A 17567-nucleotide genomic window follows, 5' to 3' on the forward strand; every position below is an offset into this window, starting at 1 on the left:
GCGGTATCCACCCCACCGGGAAACCGACACCCCAACCCCACCACCGCAACCGGCTCAACATCACCCTTCTCAGCGATCTGCAACCGCGCACTCAAATCATCAATCTTGCGCAACGCCTCAGTAATAACCACCCGACGATCCACCGATTGAGCCATCGCACTCAACCCAGCCATTCCGAAAGGTGCTGCAACAGCTCGGACTCTTGACCGGCGGCCCTTGCCAATTCGTTTGACGACGTCATGCGGTGTCCAGGCGGGTGAATTCGTTCTGCCGGTAACGTTCGGCGCACGCCGAGCGGCGAACCTTGCCACTTGTGGTGATCGGGATCGAGCCTGGCGGCACCAGGACCAGATCTGCGACCCGCAAGCTGTGATACCTCGAAATCGCTGATGTCACTTCGCGTTTCACGGTATGAAGCCTGCTCAGCGCTTCTTCAAGATTGTTGCCGCGTTTTTTGAATTCGGCGATCGCGACGAGCCGCTCCGTTCGATCGTCTGGGATGGAGATCGCGGCAGCACGGCCCCCGGTGATCTCCTGGATGGTCGCCTCGATATCGTCGGGGTAGTGGTTACTTCCATCCACGATCAGCACATCCTTGATGCGACCGATGATGAAGAGCTCACCGTCGGATATGACGCCCAAATCTCCGCTCCTGAGCCAGGGTCCTTGCGGCGTGCCGGCCGATGGATCGACCAACTGTGCATCGAAGGTCCGTGCCGACAGTTGCGGGTTTCGCCAATAGCCATCGGCGACATTGCCGCCGTGCACCCAGATCTCCCCGAGCTTGCCGGCCGGATTCTCGACACGGGTCTCGGGGTCGACGATCCGCACGGTGCAGGCGCGCGGTGCACCGTGGCTGACCAGCTCGACACCGCCTTCGTCGCAGCGCTTTGCATGGCCGGCCGACAGCTTCTCGTCGTCGAAACGGACGGCCGTCGGGGGGCGCCCGGCCGACGACGCCACGTACACCATCGCCTCGGCAAGCCCATACGATGGCCGCAGCGCGGTGTCGGGAAGGTTGAAGCGGGAGAACCGCTCCGTGAAACGTCTAATCGTCGCGGCGTGTACCCGTTCGCTGCCGGTGGTGATGCTGAGCACGTGCCCCAAGTCGAGCCCCGACATGTCGTCGTCGGACGTCCGCCGCACAGCCAGTTCGAAAGCGAAGTTCGGCCCCGCCGAAAACGGTCGGGTATTGCTGGCTAACAGCTGCATCCACCGGGCGGGCTTCTGCAGAAAGGCAATCGGGCTCGTCAGAACTGCGTGCAGTCCTGTCAATACCGGACCGACGATTCCGAGCAGCAGGCCCATGTCGTGATAGAACGGCAGCCACGACAGGAGCGTGGTATCCGGTGGTGGAACCTTCCCGTTGTCCTCGAAATGGTCGGACAACACCTGCTCGACATTCGCGAAGATGTTGCTGTGCGTCACGACCACGCCAGTCGGCTGACGTGTCGAACCGGACGTGTACTGCAGTAAGGCGGTCTTGGTCTGCGGCGTGCCGGTGGAGTGGAGAGCCGAAGGCGTATCGAGTTCGAGCGCGTCGATTTCGATCACTGTCGGCGGCGAGCCGGGGAGCGCACGCACACATGCGTCGACGTCGTTGACGACACTCGATGTAGTCAGGATTGCCACCGGCGAGCTGTCCGTCAACGCTGCGGAAAGTCGTTCGTCGTGTGCGCCGTATAGCGGCGCGGACACTGGGACCGCGATGAAGCCGGCCGCCACGGCGCCGAGGAAACCGACGATGTATTCGAAGCCCTGCGGAGCACAAATCGCCACGCGGTCCCCCGGCGATCCGCACGACGCGAGTTCCGCGGCGACCACCTGCGCCCGCCGGTGGACCTGAGACCACGTCAAGCTCTCGGAATACCCAGCAGGGTCGAGCTCGTAGTCGATGAACGTGTACGCGGGCGCATCCGGACGTTGCCGGGCACGCTCTTGCAGCACACCGGGTATGGACGATTCGATTGCCGACATTGAATCCCCCCTTCGGTTCAGAGTCGTGTGCACCCGCCGTCAGGCTCACGTCGGCCCTTGTCAAGAGCCGTCATGCGGTGTCCAGGCGGACGAATTCGTTCTGCCGATAACGCTCCGCGCACGCGGAGCGGCGGATCTTGCCGCTCGTGGTGATCGGAATCGAGCCGGGTGGTACGAAGACGAGGTCGGCTACCCGCAATCCATGGGTCTTCGAGATCGCTGATGTCACTTCGTATTTCACGGTGTGAAGTTTGTCCAGCGCATCCTCGTCGGAGCTACCCCGCTTCTTGAGCTCCACGACCGCGACCAACCGCTCGGTGCGCTCACCTGGGACAGAGATTGCTGCGACACGCCCTCCGCTGATCTCCTGAACCGTCGCCTCGATGTCGTCGGGATAGTGGTTGCGCCCGTCGACGATCAGCAGATCCTTGATACGGCCGATTATGAAGAGCTCGCCGTCGTAAATGACGCCCAGATCTCCGGTCCGAAGCCAGGGCCCCTCGGGCGTGCCGGGCGATGGATCGACGAGCCGTCCACCGAAGGTCCGCTCCGACAGTTGCGGCTTTCGCCAGTAGCCGCTCGCAACCTGGTCGCCATGCACCCAGATCTCGCCAACCTTCCCGGCCGATTTCTCAACGCATGCCTCAGGATCGACGATGCGCACGGTGCAGGCGCGCGGAGGCCCGACGCTAACAAGCTCGGAAGCGGCTTCACGTGCGCACGGCTTCGCGTGGCCGACCGACAGCTTCTCGTTGTCGAAACGGACGGTCGTCGGGCGGCGCGCCGGGGCCGCCGATCCGACGTACACCGTCGCCTCGGCCAGGCCGTACGACGGCGCCAGCGCGCTCTCAGGAAGGTTGAAGCGGGAGAACCGCTCCGTGAACCGCCGGATTGTCGCGGCCTGTATCCGTTCGCTACCGCTGAGGATCGTGTGCACATGCCCTAAGTCGAGCCCTGACATGTCGTCGTCGGAGGTTCGTCGCACAGCCAGTTCGAAAGCGAAGTTCGGCCCCGCCGAAAACGGTCGGGTAGTGCGAGCCAACGCCTGCATCCACCGGGCCGGTTTCTGCAGAAACGCCATAGGGCTCGTAAGCACTGCGTGAAGTCCCAACAGCACTGGACCCGTGACCCCAAGTAGCAGGCCCATGTCGTGATAGAAGGGCAGCCACGATACAAGCGTGATATCCGGTGGTGGAACCTTCCCGTTGTCCTCGAAATAATCGTCCACTACCTGCTTAATATTCGCGATGACGTTCTTGTGCGAGATCACAACACCGGCCGGCTGACGAGTCGAGCCGGAGGTGTATTGCAGCAGGGCCGTCGTTGTCTGTGACGTGCTGGTGGGGTGGACGGCGGGCGGCGCATCCAGGTCGAGGGCATCGATCTCGATAACTGCCGGCGGCGAGCCTGGGAGCACACGTGCATACGGGACGACGTCGTTGACGACCGCCGATGTTGTCATGATTGCGGCTGGCGTGCTGTCCTTTAGGGCCGCGAAGACCCGTTCGTCGTGCGTGCCGAACAGCGGCATCGGCAACGGGACCGCGACGAAGCCGGCTGCCATCGCACCGAGGAATCCAATGATGTAGTCAAGGCCTTGCGGGGCGAGGATGGCGACGCGATCACCCGGTGATCCGCAGCGCCTCACTTCCTGGGCGACAATCCGCACGCGCTGTTGGGCTTGACACCACGTCAGGGTCTCGAAGTATCCGTCAGGGTCAAGTTCGTAGTCGATGTACGTGAACGCCTGCGCATCGGGACGTTGTCGGGCTTGTTTCTGCAGCGCGGCCGGGATGGAAGATTCGCTCACGTGCATCGGGCCACCTCCCCGCTGTGGTTTACAAGCCCTCAGGCGCCAATCTCCCCAAGGGCGCTGACCTTCCGCGAGGCTAACACTCAATGTCCAATGTGTCGGATTATTGGTCCAACTATATGAACCACGTCGGCCAGTCCACGGTGACAAAACTCGCTGTCAGCGTGCGGCGTATGACGTGTTGATGGCATCCGGAGTGAGGCTGGCGCCAGCTGGGCCGTTTGCAGATGATTGCGCAGCAACCGTTATAACCCCAGTTCATGGGGTTCGACAGCTAAAATCTCTGTACGACGATGGATGGTCGGCCGAGCGCCGCGGACTGCTTGCGGATGGCAATCGACGTCCGGAACCCGTAGCAGACTTGATTGCTATTGTCCAATATGCCGGATACATTCTCTGCTTATGTTCCCAGACGACTCCGAGAAAGACCTCGGCGCGGTCCTCTCCTACATGACTGGACGCACCCTGAGTAAAGAAGAGATCTGGAGGGCGCTGGAACTCCCGCGGTCGACGTACTACGACCAGCTGGAAAAGGGAACTCTGATCACTGCGGACAATCTGCGGAAGGCCGCGACGAACCTCGGCATCAACCAGGTTGAGTTGCTGATTCGGTACCGGCTTATCGACCCCGAAGAAATCAGATCGCTGGCCGAAGAGATCGGCGGGTCCCAACCTTTCGCACTCCCCCCGTCACGGACGGGGGTGATCAGGAACCCGGTGAAGACCATTGCGCAAAAGCCGGCGACGATTTCCCATTTACGGCGACGTCATGATGCGCCGCCGCTATAGGGCGTCTGGGATTCGTTCGCTTCGCCACCTCGCGGGTGACTCCGAAGGTCACTATGGACGAAGAAGGCGACCTTGCCGGCCGACTAATTCGACGGCGTCAACTTTCGCTGGAGAAGGCTTTCGCGTAGCGGACGTAGTACTGCGCAGGACCGCGGCATGCGCCACAGCACCGTGAACCGCGTGCTCGGCGACACGGTTGGGGCGACGGCACCTACCGGGTCATCTAGATCGTCGGAGGTCGTGCGCGTGAATGCCGGGCGGGGTCATGATCAAGGGCGAAGGCGCAAACCTGAGTTGGTATTTTGCTGGCTATTTGATTTGTCCAAGAAACCGGATATTGTGGTGTCGTGTATCCCGATGACACCGGCAAGGACCTCGCCGCCGTCCTCTCCTACCTGATGGGCCGCACGCTCACCAAGGAAGAGATCTGGACCGCGTTAGAGCTGCCCCGCTCCACGTACTACGACCAGCTGGACAAGGGCACCTTGATCTCGGCGGATAACCTGAGCAAAGCCGGAGCCAATCTCGGCATCAACCGCGCTGAGCTTCTGACCCGATATAGGTTCATCGGCCCAGAAGAGGTTGCATCGCTGGCCGACGAGATCAGTGGGCGCGGCGCTGCCCCGCCCCCAAACGGGACCGGGGTGACAGCTCCGGAGCAGACAGACTTGTCCGAATCGCGCCTCCGCCCGGACGCGCCACCGTTGTAGGGGATGCGTCAAGGCGGTCGGGGACCGTCCAGCATCGAGTATTCCCGTGCGCCCCGGGAGAAATCGGGTGTTTCCCTCGAAAACTGTCACGGCCGCTTTGACAGCCAGCTGACCTGCGGGAACATGATCACCCCGTCAGACCCGACCAGACATGGGGTAGATCCCCGACGGTAACCGGCTCCGGCGGTCCGATGGTGAGCGGACGGCGTTCTGGTTGTGATCTAGCAATCCGTGAGTCATCAGATGGCGGAGTAGCTTGGCAATCACAGCCATGTCGCCGTGATCAACAATGAATCCGGCATAGAAGCCCATCCCCAGGAACATCGCGAGCAACATATTCGCCACTGCCGCCGCATCCATGCCCGGCGGGATCTCACCTCGCGCGATCGCGTCGTCGATCATCGACGTATAGAAAGCCTCCATCGCGGCGACGACGGGTCCGTCACCATGCCGAAGGGTCGGGCTTCGGTGGAATTCCAGGCGGGCGATGATGATGAACCGCATCATCGACCGCTCGGCAAACCCCAACCGTGAAGCTGCTGCAACAAACGACGACAGCTGCCCCAGAAGCGTGTTCTCACACCGGGCTTCGTTGATGCAATCCGCGACGATCGACGACGCCTCCTGAACCAGGCTGTCGTAGATCTCCTCCCGGGTGTGGAAGTAGTAGTGCATCGTCGGCCGGCTCAGCCCCGCCCGATCGGCGATGGCCTGAAAGCTCGCGGCCTCATACCCGCGGTCGTTGATCACCTCGCGCGCGGCGCGCAGGATGCCGGCCCGGGTTTCGGCGGAGTTGGAACCGATCGGACGCCCACGTCCGCGGCCGGCAGGTTCGGGCCGGGTGTCGAACGACATTGGCAAACGCTATGGCATTGCTGATGGCCGGTCAACCGGATACTTCGCGCAAACGCCGCGAGAGGTAGTCGGCCACCCCGGCATCGGTGGTCAGTTCGATGGCCTTGCGGTATGCGTCGGCGGCTGCGGCCGCGCGGCCGGCCCCGGCGAGCAGATGGGCTCGCGTCGTCCATGCGGGCTGAAACCGCTCGACGGCTGGGTCTGCGATCGCGTCCAGTGCGCGCAACCCCGCCTCGGGTCCGTCGAGTTCTCCGTCGATCGCGGCCGACGCCACCGCCGCGCCCAGCGACGGCGACACCCGCATCAGCGCGCGGTGCAGCCTTCGCAGCGCTTCGGTGTCCACGTGTCCGTGCGTGGCGCGGCCGCAATGGGCCGACTGGATCGCCGCCTCGTACTGAAATCGGGCCGGCCGACCGAACGCATGGGCACGGCGCAGCAGCGATTCGCCGCGGGAGATCAGCACTTCGTCCCACAGCGTGGTGTCCTGGTCGTCGAGCGGAATGAAGCGCCCGCCGGCGCTTCGACGTGCCGGTCGCCGTGCTTCCGACAGGCACACCAGCGCGGCCAGGCCCAGCACCTCCGGCTCGTCGGGTAGGAGCTCGGCGAGCACCAGCGCCAGATGAAGGGCCTCGGCCGACAGCGATTCGATCGGCGCGCCCTGCGGCGCGAGCTGCCAGTCGATCGAGTACGCGCCGTAGACGGCCTCCAGCACCGAGGGCAGGCGCCGGACGAGGTCGTCGCGTTCGGGCAGCACAAACGCGATACCGGCATCGCGGATGCGTTTCTTGGCCCGCACCAATCGCTGTGCCATGGCGGCGGGCTCAACAGCGAATGCCGACGCGATCGCCGCGGCGTCCACGCCAAGCACCGTCTGCAGCATCAATGGCGTGCGGACGTTGGCCGCGATGGCGGGGTGAGCGCAGACCAGCATCAGCTGCAATCGCCGGTCCGGTAGGGCAGTCATGTCGTCGGCTTCCAAAGTGCTTGGAACGTCGTGAGTTTCGTCAAGCGGCTCGGTAGTGCGGTATGCGGACGACTTCCACAGGTCGCGTAGTCGGTTGCGCGCCACGGTGAGTATCCACCCCTCGGGGTTGGCTGGTATGCCCTCGTCGGGCCAGCGGGACAGCGCACGTTCCAACGCGTCGGCCAGCGCGTCCTCGGCGGCGGCGATGTCGCGACTCGGCGCCGCGAGCACGGCAAGCAGCCGGCCGTACGAGTCCCGGGTGACCGCAGCCACCCGGGCCTGTGCATGTTGGTCTTCGCGCAAGCGGCTCATCCGGCCCTTTTACGGGGCATACCACCCGAGGTCGGCGGCGTATGTCCGCGCCACCGGGCGGATTTCGATCGAACCCCAGCCGTTGGCGGGGTTTCGTTGCGCCCACTTCAGCGCCTCATCGAGGTTGTCAACCTCGATGACGAAGATCCCGCCGAGCTTTTCTTTGGTGTCGACGAACGGCCCGTCCTGCACCTCCAGCGTGCCGTTGCGGGCGGTGACGGTGGTGGTGGAGACGACCGATTCGAGCACTTCGGTGTCGATGAGCACTCCGGCGGCCGACAGGTCGTCGGCGTAGGCCTTGAAGGCCTCCATCGCAGGGGCCATGTCCTCTTCGGACAGGCCGACCTCGTGGCCCTCCTGGTAGTGCATCAACAGGCAGTACCGCATCGTGGTGTCCTTTCTGTCGTAGATGGTGTCACCGGTATGACGACTCAGGCACCGCCCGATCGACACGTGCCCGCCGGATCGCATCGCCGCTGAACACTGCCAGCGCAACCCAGATCAGCGCCAAACCCAGCCACCGTGCCGCGGGCATCGGCTCGTGCCCGACGACCACGCCCCAGGTGAGCTGCATCACCGGTGTCAGGTAGAACAGCAGGCCCATCGTGACCATTGGCAGCCGCTGGGCCGCGGCGGCGAACAGCAGCAGCGGCAACGCCGTCAACACGCCCGACAGGATCATCAGCGCGACATGGCCCGCGCCGTGATTGGTGAACGTCTGATGGCCGCCGGCCTGTAAGACCACGAGGTAGGCCAGAGCAAAAGGAGCCGCCACCCCAGCCTCGATGCCGACACTCACCCGGGGATCGACCGGCACCACCTTCTTCACCGCGCCGTACAGCCCGAAGGACAGCGCGAGCCCGAGGGCAATGAGGGGCACCGTGCCGACCTCAACGGTCAGCACTACGACGGCGGACACCGCGACGGCGAGTGCGACGAACTGCGCGCGGTTGAGCCGCTCGCGAAATATCAACAAGCCCAACGCGACCGTGACAAGCGGGTTGATGAAGTAACCCAGCGCGGCATCCACCACATGGCCGTTGTTCACCGCGTAGATGTAGATCACCCAGTTGACCGAGATCAGGGCCGATGCGAACGTCAGCAGCAGCCAGGTGCGGCCCGTCATCGCCCGGATGTCGCCCAGTCGGCGCACCACCGCGACGACCACGACCATCAGCGCGAAACACCACACGATTCGGTGCGCAAGGATTTCGAATGCGCTGGCGGGCTTGAGCAGCGGGAAGAACGCCGGGAACAGGCCCCACGACGCGTAAGCGCCAACCCCGAACAGCAACCCGGAACGACGCGTCTCGCTCACAGTTCGTGGTTGCGCAACATGTCTAGAGCGTGCTGCAGGTCGGACGGGTACGGGCTGGTGATCTCGATGCGGCGACCGTCGGCGGGATGCGCGAATGCCAGCGACCGCGCGTGCAGCCATTGACGTTCCAGCCCAAGCTTTTTCGCCAGTGTCGGATCTGCGCCGTACGTGAGGTCGCCGCAGCACGGATGGTGCAGTGCGGCGAAGTGCACCCGAATCTGATGTGTGCGACCGGTTTCCAATTCGATGTCGAGCAAGCTGGCGGCCTGGTGCGCCTCCAGGGTGTCGTAGTGGGTGATGCTGTGCCGGCCCTGTTCGGTGACGGCAAACTTCCAGTCGTGTCCGCGGTGGCGGCCGATGGGTGCGTCGATTGTTCCGCTGGACGGGTCCGGATGTCCTTGCACCAGTGCGTGATAACGCTTTTCGACAGTGCGTTGCTTGAAGGCTCGTTTAAGCAGCGTGTAGGCGCGCTCAGATAGCGCCACCACCATGACACCCGACGTGCCGACGTCCAGCCGGTGCACGATGCCTTGGCGCTCATGGATTCCCGATGTGCTGATCCGGAACCCCGCTGCGGCAAGGCCACCCAGCACCGTCGGCCCGCTCCAGCCGACGGTGGCATGCGCGGCGACCCCGGGTGGTTTGTCGACCGCGACAATATCGGCGTCGGAGTACAGGACTGCCATGCCTTCGATCTCGACAGGCGTGTTCTCCACGGGCGCAGGCGCCTCCGGCAGCCGGACCTCCAACCATGCGCCCGCTGGCAGCTTGTCCGACTTGCCGGCGCGCGTGCCGTCGATGTCGACGCCGCCATCTTCGGCGAGCTCCGCCGCGGCCGTCCGCGACAACCCGAGCAGCCGGGCGAGCCCGGCGTCTACGCGCATGCCCGCCAGCCCCTCGGGGATGGGCATCGAGCGGGTGGCCATTACGCCGTGTTGGCCTTGCGGCGGCCGACCGTGTCGAAGTCAAATCCGAAGAGCGACAACGCAACCAGCAGGATGGCACCGCCCACTACCGACGGGTCGGCAACGTTGAACACCGGCCACCAGCCGATGGACAGGAAGTCCACGACGTGCCCGCGCAGCGGCCCGGGTGAGCGGAAGAAACGGTCGACGAGGTTGCCCATCGCGCCGCCGAGGATCATGCCGAGGCCGATGGCCCACCACGGCGACACAAGCCGGCGGCCCATCCAGATGATCCCGATCACCACACCGGTCGCGATCAGGGTGAGCACCCAGGTGTAGCCGGTGGCCATCGAGAATGCGGCGCCGGAGTTGCGCACCAGCGTCCACGTGACGGTGTCACCGATGATCGACACCGGCTGGCCTGGCGTCAGCAGCCTGACGGCGAGCACCTTGGTGACGATGTCGAGAACGAGAACCACCGCCGCAACGGTGAGCAGCAGGCGGATCCGCCGCCGGGGCCGCGGGCCGCGCGCCTCGTCTTCGGTCACCGGCTCCGCGGAGCCGGATGTTTCATCAGTCACTCCCCCATCATCCCCTAGCGGTCATGCGCGATGATTCCACCCATGGGTCGCCTCGTCGTCATCACCACGGGCGGCACGATCTCCACCAGTACCGACGAGGACGGAGTCAAGCGGCCGACCCGCAGCGGCACCGATCTGACCTCGGGTTTGGACGTCGACGTCGTCGATCTGATGGCGCTCGACAGCTCACAATTGGCGCCGGCCGACTGGGACAGAATTCGTGGCGCTGTGCCGTCCGAGGCCGACGGTGTGGTGATCACCCACGGCACCGACACGATGGAGGAAACGGCGCTCTGGCTCGAGCTGACCTATGCCGGCGAGGCCCCTGTGGTGATCACCGGCGCACAGCGCAGCGCCGACGCGCCCGACGCCGACGGCCCGCGTAATTTGCGCGACGCGTTGACGGTGGCGGCCAGCCCCGACGCCCGAGGCCTTGGTGTGATGGTGGCTTTCGCGGGCACCGTGTGGCAGCCACTCGGGCTGCAGAAGGTTGCGACGGGCGGCCTGCGCGGCTTCACCGGTGAGCCGATCGGTGATGTCGTCGACGGCCGCTTCACTGCCCACGCGGTGAAGGACCGGCCATATCTCGGCCCGCTCTCGGCTGCCGTCGCGCCACGGGTGGACATCCTCGCGGTGTACCCGGGCGCTGACGCCGTCGCCATGGATGCCTGCGTGGCAGCCGGAGCGCGGGGCATCGTCCTGGAGGCGCTGGGCTCGGGCAACGCGGGCGCCGAGGTCATCGAAGGAGTGCGCCGGCACTGTCGCGACGGCATCGCGGTCGTGGTGTCGACGCGGGTACCCGGTGGGCGCGTCAGTCCGGGGTACGGGCCCGGCCGTGAATTGGTGGACGCGGGTGCGATGGTGATATCGCGGCTACGACCGGCGCAGGCGCGGGTGCTGCTGATGGCGGCGCTGGCGGCAGGTTCACCCGTCGAGGACATCGTCGCCCGCTGGGGCTGACCGGGCCGCGAGGTCGCTGAGATAGTCGGGCCAGTCGAGGCTGTCTACCGGGTTCGCACGGGCGATATCGGGGGTGTCGTCGGCGAAGGTGCGTGCCTGCCCCGGCCCCGTGCCGCGGGTCTCGAACCGCACCGTCATCACACCGTGGCCGGCGCCCTGGATCCAGCCGTGCCCGTAGGTGGTGTGCGTGACGTCATCGCCGACGCGCCAGGCGGGCGCGGTCGCGGCGGCGTCTGTGCGTGTTTGCGGCAACTGGGTGTTGGACACCTCCTCGGCAACCAGCTCGAGGTCGGAAAACAGCGACTCCTGGCGGACGTCGGAGAGGCCCGAAAAGCCAACGCCGACAAGGCGAATCGGGCCGATCTCAATCGGGTCGAGCAGCAGCCTGCGGGCCATCGTGATCAACGTGGCGGCGTCGGTGGTCGCATACGGCAGCGTCGCGGAGCGGGTCAGAATGCTCATGTCGGACTTCTTGAGCTTGACGGTGACGGTGCGAGCGCCGCGGCCGTCTTTCTCAAGGCGTGTGTGAGCGTGCTCGCCGATCGGGCCGATGGCTTCGCGCAGTTGATCGAGAGTGGTCAGGTCCTCTGGGAACGTCGATTCGGCACTGATCTGCTTGGCAGGGGCGTTCTCGGCGACCGGCCGGTCGTCGATGCCTTGCGCCAGGCGGTGCAGAGCCGGGCCGATCGTGGCGCCGAGGATGTTGGCCACCTCGGCATCGGTCAGAGCGACGAGCTGGCCGATGGTTTCGATGCCGAGCCGGTGCAGTTTCTCCTCGGCGACGGGCCCGATGCCCCACAGCCGCCGCACGGGTAGCCCGTCGAGCAGTACGCGCTCCTCGTCTCGGCGCACCACCCGGATGCCGTCAGGCTTGGCCAAGTCGGAGGCGATCTTGGCGATCTGCTTGCCCGATCCGGCGCCGACGGAGGCGACGAGCCCCGTCTCGCCGCGGACCTTGGCCCGTAGCTCCTGACAGAAGGCCTCGACGTCGTCCGCGGACGCGCCAGCCAGTTCGGCGGGTTCGCCGAACGCCTCGTCGAACGAAAGTTGCTCCAGCACGGGGACCAAGGTGCGGACGGTCTCGAACACGCGGCGGCTGGCGACGCCGTAGACAACGCCGCGCGGCGGCAGCACCACCGCAGGGGCGCCGACCAGGCGGCGGGCCTGATGCATGGGCATCGCCGAGCGAGCGCCGTACACCCGGGACTCATAGCTCGCTCCGGCGACGACGCCGCGTCCGCCAAGTCCGCCGACGAGGACGGGCCGTCCGCGCAGGGTAGGCCGGGTCAGCTGCTCGACGGATGCGAAAAACGCGTCCATGTCGAAGTGCAGCACCCAGCGAGCATCCACATTGCCGATGCTAGGGCGGTACGTCGTCGCCGCGGTGGCGGCTGGCTCGCGAAACGTCAGCTAGGTCTTACTGATCGCCACCCGCACGCCGTCGCCGATCTCGGTTCCGTCGGCGGGCTCGCCGAATTCGAAAGTGGTGGCCAGGATTTCGCGGGCGATCAGGCCGCTGTGCGCGCTGGCCCAGTCCGCTCGCTCGGCAGGCACCGACATCACGACGCTGATGCGGTCGGACACGTCCAGACCGGTCGACTTGCGCAGGTCCTGCAGTTCGCGGATGCGATCTTTTGCCCAGCCCTCGGCCTCCAGCTCCGGCGTCACGGTGCCGTCGAGCACCACCAGCCCGGCGCCATCGGGCAGCGCGGTGGTGTAGTCGGGATCCGCCGCCACGAGCCGGGAGCTGTACTCCTCGGGCTGCAGCACCGCGGGGCCTGCGGTCAGCGTGCCGTCGGCGTTGACGACGGCTTCGCCGGCCTTGACCGCCTTGATCGCGGCCTGCACGTCCTTGCCCAGCCGCGGACCGGCGACGCGCGCGTTGACCGTCAGCTCGAAACGGCCGTACGCGTCGATGTCGTCGGTGAGCTCGACACGCTTGACATTGAGCTCCTCGGCAAGCAACTCGCGGTACGGCCGCAGCCGCTGCGGATTATCCACCGCGACAATTAGTTTCGGTAGCGGCAATCGCACACGCAATTTCTTGGCCTTGCGCAGCGACGACCCCGCCGACGCCACCTCGCGCACCTGATCCATAGCGGCCACCAGATCCGGGTCGGCGGGCAGCAGACCGGCCTCCGGCCAGTCCGTCATGTGCACCGACCGATCACCGGTCACGCCGCGCCAGATGACCTCGGTCACCAGCGGCAGCAGCGGGGCTGCGAGCCGGCCGGTCACCTCCAGTACGGTGTGCAGCGTGTCGATGGCGTCCGGGTCCTCTTCCCAGAACCGCGAACGCGACCGTCGCACATACCAATTCGTCAACGCCTCGGTGAATTGGCGAAGTTGGTCGCATGCCCCCGAGATGTCGCACACATCAAGCGATTCGGTCAGGTCGTCGCGCAGCTCGGCCAGCTTCGCCAGGATGTAGCGGTCCAGCACGTGCGACGAGTCAGTACGCCACGTCCCCTTGTTCGGCGCATAGAGAGCGAGGAACGTGTAGGCATTCCACAGCGGCAACAGCACCTGGCGTGCGCCTTCACGGATGCCCTGTTCGGTGACGACCAGGTTGCCACCGCGCAGGATCGGCGAGGCCATCAGGAACCATCGCATGGCGTCGGAGCCGTCCCGGTCGAACACCTCGGTCACGTCGGGATAGTTGCGCAGCGACTTGCTCATTTTCTGCCCGTCGTTGCCCAGCACGATGCCGTGCGCCACACAGGTTTTGAACGCCGGCTTGTCGAATAACGCAGTGGCCAGGATGTGCAGCGTGTAGAACCAGCCGCGGGTCTGGCCGATGTACTCGACGATGAAGTCACCGGGAAAATGCGCATCGACCCCGACCTGGTCGCCGTCACCACTGACGCCGTCAAACCATTTCTGGTTCTCGAAGGGGTAATGCACCTGCGCGTATGGCATGGAACCCGAGTCGAACCACACATCGAACACGTCCTCGATGCGCCGCATGGTCGAGTTGCCCGTCGGGTCGTCGGGGTTGGGCCGGGTCAACTCGTCGATGTACGGACGGTGCAGATTGGTTGGCCGTACACCGAAGTCACGTTCCAGCTCGTCAAGGCTGCCATAGACGTCGATGCGCGGATAGGCCGGATCGTCGGACATCCACACCGGAATCGGCGTGCCCCAGTAGCGGTTTCGCGAGATCGACCAGTCGCGGGCGCCGGACAGCCACTTGCCGAACTGACCGTCCTTGACGTGTTCGGGGTACCAGGTGATCTGCTGGTTGAGTTCGACCATCCGGTCGCGGAACTCGGTGACCTTGATGAACCACGACGACACCGCCCGGTATATCAACGGGTTTCGGCACCGCCAGCAGTGTGGATAGGAGTGCTCGTAGGTCTCGTGGCGCAGCAGCACCGCGCCATTGGCCGCAGCCGACCGGCCCTGGTTCTTAAGGTCACGGATGATCTGCGGGTTGGCGTCGAATACGTGCTGGCCGGCGTAGTCAGGGACCGTTTGACCGAACCGGCCTTTGGAGTCGACCGGTGTGACGGCGGAGATGCCTGCCGGCTGTGTGGTGGCCATGTCGTCCTCGCCGTAAGCGGGCGACATGTGCACGATGCCGGTGCCGTCGTCGGTGCTGACGAAGTCGGCAGGCAGCACCCGAAACGAGTTGGGCGCGTCCATGAAATACGGGAACGGTGGCAGGTAGCGAGTCTCGAGCAGATCCCGCCCGGTGTACGTCGCCACGACCTCAGGCTCCTCGCCGAGCTCGCGGGCGTAGGCGGCAAGCCGTGCCTCTGCCAGCACATAGCGCCGCCCGTCCGGGGCTTGCACTTGGACGTAGGTGACCTCGGGGTTGACGGCCACGGCCTGGTTCGACGGAAGCGTCCACGGGGTCGTGGTCCAGATCAGCAGATGGGCACCGTCGAGCGGGCCGCCGTCGACCTGGAAGCCCACCGTGATGGCGGGGTCTTGACGGCTTTGGTAGACGTCGTCGTCCATCCGAAGTTCGTGGCTGGACAGCGGCGTTTCGTCGTTCCAGCAGTACGGCAGTACGCGGATGCCCTCATATGCCAGGCCCTTGTCCCACAGCTGCTTGAACGCCCAGATCACCGATTCCATGAAGGTCGGATCGAGGGTCTTGTAGTCGTTGTCGAAATCGACCCAGCGGGCCTGGCGAGTGACGTAGGCGCGCCATTCGTTGGTGTACTTGAGCACCGATGCTCGACACGCGCCGTTGAACTTCTCGATGCCCAATTCTTCGATCTGGGCCTTGTCGGTGATGGCGAGCTGTCGCTGCACTTCGAGTTCGGCAGGAAGACCGTGGGTGTCCCAGCCAAAGCGGCGCTCCACTTTGTAGCCGCGCATGGTGCGGTACCGCGGAACGATGTCCTTGACGTAGCCGGTGAGCAGATGGCCGTAGTGAGGTAGCCCGTTGGCGAACGGCGGCCCGTCGTAGAAGACGTACTCAGGCGCGTCGTCGCGGCGTGCGACACTGGCGCGAAACGTGTCGTCGCTGTCCCAGTAGTCGAGGACGTCGGATTCGAGCGCCGGGAAGTTCGGTGCTCCGGCGGCCGGCTTCGGGTAGGCGGTCACTGTGGTGCGTTGTCTCCTGTGCCGAATTGAGGCCTCCGGCCTCGGAAGCCAATTGTTCAGGCACGGGGACGACGTCGCGCCGGTGCGCGAGCGCCGCGGTACCACCCCGCTTGCGCACAACCTGTGCGCCGCTCAACTCGGGCGATGACGGGCCCACCCGTTCGGGTCTACTGGGCTGTATCAGCTGTTCTTCCGAAGGCTCCCCGGTGATGGCCGGATCGGTGCCGTTGCACACGATTCTAGTGTCCGGCGCAAATTGACCCGGCTGGCGTCCCCTACCGGCTCGGCGGCTGACCATCGGGCGGCCAACTGGAGACTCCCTCCTCCAACGGCACCTCGAGGCTGTGCAGGATCGACGCGATCATCCGCCACGCCCCGATGGCCGTCACCAACTCCACCAGCACCGCGGAACTCGACCCGAGCTCGCGCTCGCAGGCGGTCCACGTCTCTTGGCTCACCGCACCTTCACGCACAACTTCGTCAGTCGCCGCCAGCACCGCGCGTTCGGCAGTACCGAACCCGTCGTGCGTCGTCCAGTCGCGCACACCGATGAGGTCCTCGGCCGGGACACCCAGCCCGCAGGCGACCCGCCAATGCTGTGTCCACTCGTAATCGCACGCCGTCAGCCAGCCAATCCGCATGATTACCAGCTCCCGCAGCCTCGGAGCCAAGGCGCCGTGCCACAGCATGGTGGCCAGCAGATCGTTGAGCGCCCGCGCCAGCGTCGGATGGTTCAGCAACACCTGGAAGATGGACAACTCGGCCATGTAATCGGGGATGCCGGCCTGGTCCGCAGCGGCCTTGGCCTCATCGAGCGGCAAGCGCGGAATGCGTGAGTCGCTCGCGGAGTCCGGCATAGCGGCACCTTAGACCGCGTAGCGTTGCGCCATGAGTGATCACACCTACCGAATCATCGAGATCGTCGGGAGCTCACCCGACAGCATCGACGCGGCGATCCGTAGTGCGATATCGAGGGCCTCGCAGACGATGCGCGGACTCGACTGGTTCGAGGTGCAGTCAGTACGAGGCCATCTCGAGGACGGCGCCATCGGGCACTTCCAGGTGACGCTCAAAGTCGGTTTCCGCCTGGAAGATGCCCGATGACGTCAGACCGGAGCGACGGCGTCTGAAGTCATTTCGACGAGCGCGAATGGGAACTGCTCCATCAGCTCTTCGACCGTGTAGCTGTCGAAGCGGCAGGTGTCGTACCACCAGTCGAGCTGCAACAGCCCGTCGACGCGGTACACGCGCAGCTCCAACGCATAGCCCAGGCCGGCCGGCGTCTCGTAGGTCGGGGTCGTCCCCGCGGGCACGGTGCCCACATAGTTGAGGAAGATCTCCGTCTGAACGTCTGCGCCGTGGCCAGGCGGCGCGGCGAGTGCTTGGTGCACCTTGCCCAGCATCTCGGTAGGCCCGACCTCATGGGCCGTCGCGCACATCAGAGGAATTGCGTGGAGAAGCCACCGACCTTCGCCAGTGACGTCGACTGCAACGATGCCCTCGCCGATGGTCCGTGCGATCGCACGTCCCAGTGCCGCCAGGAGAATTTCGTCAGCCGCGAGCCCGAGCCAGGCTGCCGCGCCGTCGACTTCAGCAGTTAGCTCGCTGTTCGCCGGGATCGACAATCGGTCGAGCTTCGGAGAGGCGCCATCGGCTATGTCATAGTCGGCGACCCGCAACGTCGCGGCCTTCATGCTGTCCATTTGATACGTGAGTTCGCTGCTCGTGTCAGCTAAGTAGGGAGCCACCATGCAGCTAACGCTACACGGGTTTCCCAAAAATGGGAGACCCATCCCAAAACTGTGACGGCCGTGTCAATTAAGAGC

The 17567-nt window shown here is 65.2% G+C and carries 17 protein-coding genes; 4 read left to right on the forward strand and 13 right to left on the reverse strand.

All coding sequences use genetic code 11. The annotated features are described in order from the left end of the window. The 3 genes from VJV41_RS29040 to VJV41_RS28170 form a co-directional block, all read right to left on the reverse strand. A partial coding sequence (locus VJV41_RS29040; protein WP_414685078.1) for a hypothetical protein occupies positions 1–155 on the reverse strand: 155 nt, incomplete at its 3' end. Between the two features lie 82 nt (positions 156–237). Then, positions 238–1977, reverse strand: coding sequence for an AMP-binding protein (locus VJV41_RS28165; RefSeq protein WP_325339408.1), 1740 nt, complete (start codon positions 1975–1977; stop codon positions 238–240). Positions 1978–2047: 70 nt separating this feature from the next. After that, complete coding sequence (locus VJV41_RS28170; protein ID WP_325339410.1) at positions 2048–3793, reverse strand: AMP-binding protein; 1746 nt, start codon at positions 3791–3793, stop codon at positions 2048–2050. A gap of 399 nt (positions 3794–4192) precedes the next feature. Here VJV41_RS28170 and VJV41_RS28175 point away from each other — a divergent pair, with 399 nt between their 5' ends. Further along, the gene (locus VJV41_RS28175) at positions 4193–4579 is read left to right on the forward strand and encodes a hypothetical protein (RefSeq protein WP_325339412.1); all 387 of its coding nucleotides are present in this window, start codon (positions 4193–4195) and stop codon (positions 4577–4579) included. Between the two features lie 347 nt (positions 4580–4926). Next, complete coding sequence (locus VJV41_RS28180) at positions 4927–5289, forward strand: hypothetical protein (RefSeq protein ID WP_325339414.1); 363 nt, start codon at positions 4927–4929, stop codon at positions 5287–5289. Positions 5290–5424: 135 nt separating this feature from the next. On the opposite strand, the gene VJV41_RS28185 is transcribed toward VJV41_RS28180, so the two are convergent. Genes VJV41_RS28185 through lspA form a run of 6 tightly spaced genes read right to left on the reverse strand, consistent with a single transcriptional unit; the run spans position 5425 to position 10224 of the window. Then, positions 5425–6144: a TetR/AcrR family transcriptional regulator gene (locus VJV41_RS28185; protein ID WP_325339415.1), complete on the reverse strand. Its 720-nt coding sequence runs from the start codon at positions 6142–6144 to the stop codon at positions 5425–5427. Positions 6145–6175: 31 nt separating this feature from the next. Next, complete coding sequence (locus VJV41_RS28190; RefSeq protein ID WP_325339417.1) at positions 6176–7420, reverse strand: RNA polymerase sigma factor; 1245 nt, start codon at positions 7418–7420, stop codon at positions 6176–6178. Between the two features lie 9 nt (positions 7421–7429). Then, complete coding sequence (locus VJV41_RS28195; RefSeq protein ID WP_325339419.1) at positions 7430–7807, reverse strand: YciI family protein; 378 nt, start codon at positions 7805–7807, stop codon at positions 7430–7432. A 28-nt stretch (positions 7808–7835) separates the two neighbouring features. Beyond that, positions 7836–8738, reverse strand: a complete 903-nt coding sequence (gene rarD, locus VJV41_RS28200) for an EamA family transporter RarD (protein ID WP_325339421.1) — start codon at positions 8736–8738, stop codon at positions 7836–7838. Beyond that, entirely contained in the window at positions 8735–9664 is a 930-nt protein-coding gene (locus VJV41_RS28205; RefSeq protein WP_325339423.1) for an RluA family pseudouridine synthase, read from the reverse strand. Before VJV41_RS28205 ends, rarD begins: the two co-directional genes overlap by 4 nt. Continuing rightward, on the reverse strand, positions 9664–10224 hold the full coding sequence (lspA, locus tag VJV41_RS28210; protein ID WP_325339425.1) for a signal peptidase II: 561 nt from the start codon (positions 10222–10224) through the stop codon (positions 9664–9666). The genes VJV41_RS28205 and lspA overlap by 1 nt, the downstream gene beginning before the upstream one ends. Before the next feature lie 42 nt (positions 10225–10266). Between lspA and VJV41_RS28215 the strand changes: the two genes are divergently transcribed. Next, the gene (locus VJV41_RS28215) at positions 10267–11184 is read left to right on the forward strand and encodes an asparaginase (RefSeq protein ID WP_325339427.1); all 918 of its coding nucleotides are present in this window, start codon (positions 10267–10269) and stop codon (positions 11182–11184) included. Here VJV41_RS28215 and VJV41_RS28220 read toward each other — a convergent pair. The 3 genes from VJV41_RS28220 to VJV41_RS28230 all read right to left on the reverse strand — a co-directional run bounded on the left by VJV41_RS28220 (position 11149) and on the right by VJV41_RS28230 (position 16598). Continuing rightward, a complete protein-coding gene (locus VJV41_RS28220; RefSeq protein ID WP_325339535.1) occupies positions 11149–12519 on the reverse strand; it encodes a DNA polymerase IV in 1371 nt (456 codons plus the stop codon). The two genes, VJV41_RS28215 and VJV41_RS28220, sit on opposite strands and share 36 nt — an antisense overlap. Before the next feature lie 75 nt (positions 12520–12594). Then, a complete protein-coding gene (gene ileS / locus VJV41_RS28225) occupies positions 12595–15768 on the reverse strand; it encodes an isoleucine--tRNA ligase (protein ID WP_414685079.1) in 3174 nt (1057 codons plus the stop codon). 248 nt (positions 15769–16016) lie between these two features. Continuing rightward, positions 16017–16598 carry a carboxymuconolactone decarboxylase family protein gene (locus VJV41_RS28230; protein ID WP_325339431.1) on the reverse strand — a complete coding sequence of 194 codons (582 nt, stop codon included), beginning with the start codon at positions 16596–16598 and terminating at the stop codon, positions 16017–16019. Positions 16599–16629: 31 nt separating this feature from the next. On the opposite strand from VJV41_RS28230, the gene VJV41_RS28235 reads away from it, so the two are divergent. Further along, positions 16630–16845 (forward strand): dodecin, encoded by a 216-nt coding sequence (locus tag VJV41_RS28235; RefSeq protein ID WP_325339432.1) that lies wholly within the window; start codon positions 16630–16632, stop codon positions 16843–16845. A 2-nt stretch (positions 16846–16847) separates the two neighbouring features. On the opposite strand, the gene VJV41_RS28240 is transcribed toward VJV41_RS28235, so the two are convergent. Next, complete coding sequence (locus VJV41_RS28240) at positions 16848–17492, reverse strand: hypothetical protein (RefSeq protein WP_325339434.1); 645 nt, start codon at positions 17490–17492, stop codon at positions 16848–16850. Between the last annotated feature and the right edge of the window lie 75 nt (positions 17493–17567).

This window comes from Mycobacterium sp. (genome assembly GCF_035274705.1).
Classification (GTDB): Bacteria; Actinomycetota; Actinomycetes; order Mycobacteriales; family Mycobacteriaceae; genus Mycobacterium.

What these genes read in the sequence shown, in the direction of transcription:
- VJV41_RS28165 (WP_325339408.1), bottom strand. Translation starts at nt 1,977, where the DNA reads ATGTCGGCAATCGAATCGTCCATACCCGGTGTGCTGCAAGAGCGTGCC.
- VJV41_RS28170 (WP_325339410.1), bottom strand. Translation starts at nt 3,793, where the DNA reads ATGCACGTGAGCGAATCTTCCATCCCGGCCGCGCTGCAGAAACAAGCC.
- VJV41_RS28175 (WP_325339412.1), top strand. Translation starts at nt 4,193, where the DNA reads ATGTTCCCAGACGACTCCGAGAAAGACCTCGGCGCGGTCCTCTCCTAC.
- VJV41_RS28185 (WP_325339415.1), bottom strand. Translation starts at nt 6,144, where the DNA reads ATGTCGTTCGACACCCGGCCCGAACCTGCCGGCCGCGGACGTGGGCGT.
- VJV41_RS28190 (WP_325339417.1), bottom strand. Translation starts at nt 7,420, where the DNA reads ATGAGCCGCTTGCGCGAAGACCAACATGCACAGGCCCGGGTGGCTGCG.
- VJV41_RS28195 (WP_325339419.1), bottom strand. Translation starts at nt 7,807, where the DNA reads ATGCGGTACTGCCTGTTGATGCACTACCAGGAGGGCCACGAGGTCGGC.
- VJV41_RS28205 (WP_325339423.1), bottom strand. Translation starts at nt 9,664, where the DNA reads ATGGCCACCCGCTCGATGCCCATCCCCGAGGGGCTGGCGGGCATGCGC.
- VJV41_RS28215 (WP_325339427.1), top strand. Translation starts at nt 10,267, where the DNA reads ATGGGTCGCCTCGTCGTCATCACCACGGGCGGCACGATCTCCACCAGT.
- VJV41_RS28230 (WP_325339431.1), bottom strand. Translation starts at nt 16,598, where the DNA reads ATGCCGGACTCCGCGAGCGACTCACGCATTCCGCGCTTGCCGCTCGAT.
- VJV41_RS28235 (WP_325339432.1), top strand. Translation starts at nt 16,630, where the DNA reads ATGAGTGATCACACCTACCGAATCATCGAGATCGTCGGGAGCTCACCC.
- VJV41_RS28240 (WP_325339434.1), bottom strand. Translation starts at nt 17,492, where the DNA reads ATGGTGGCTCCCTACTTAGCTGACACGAGCAGCGAACTCACGTATCAA.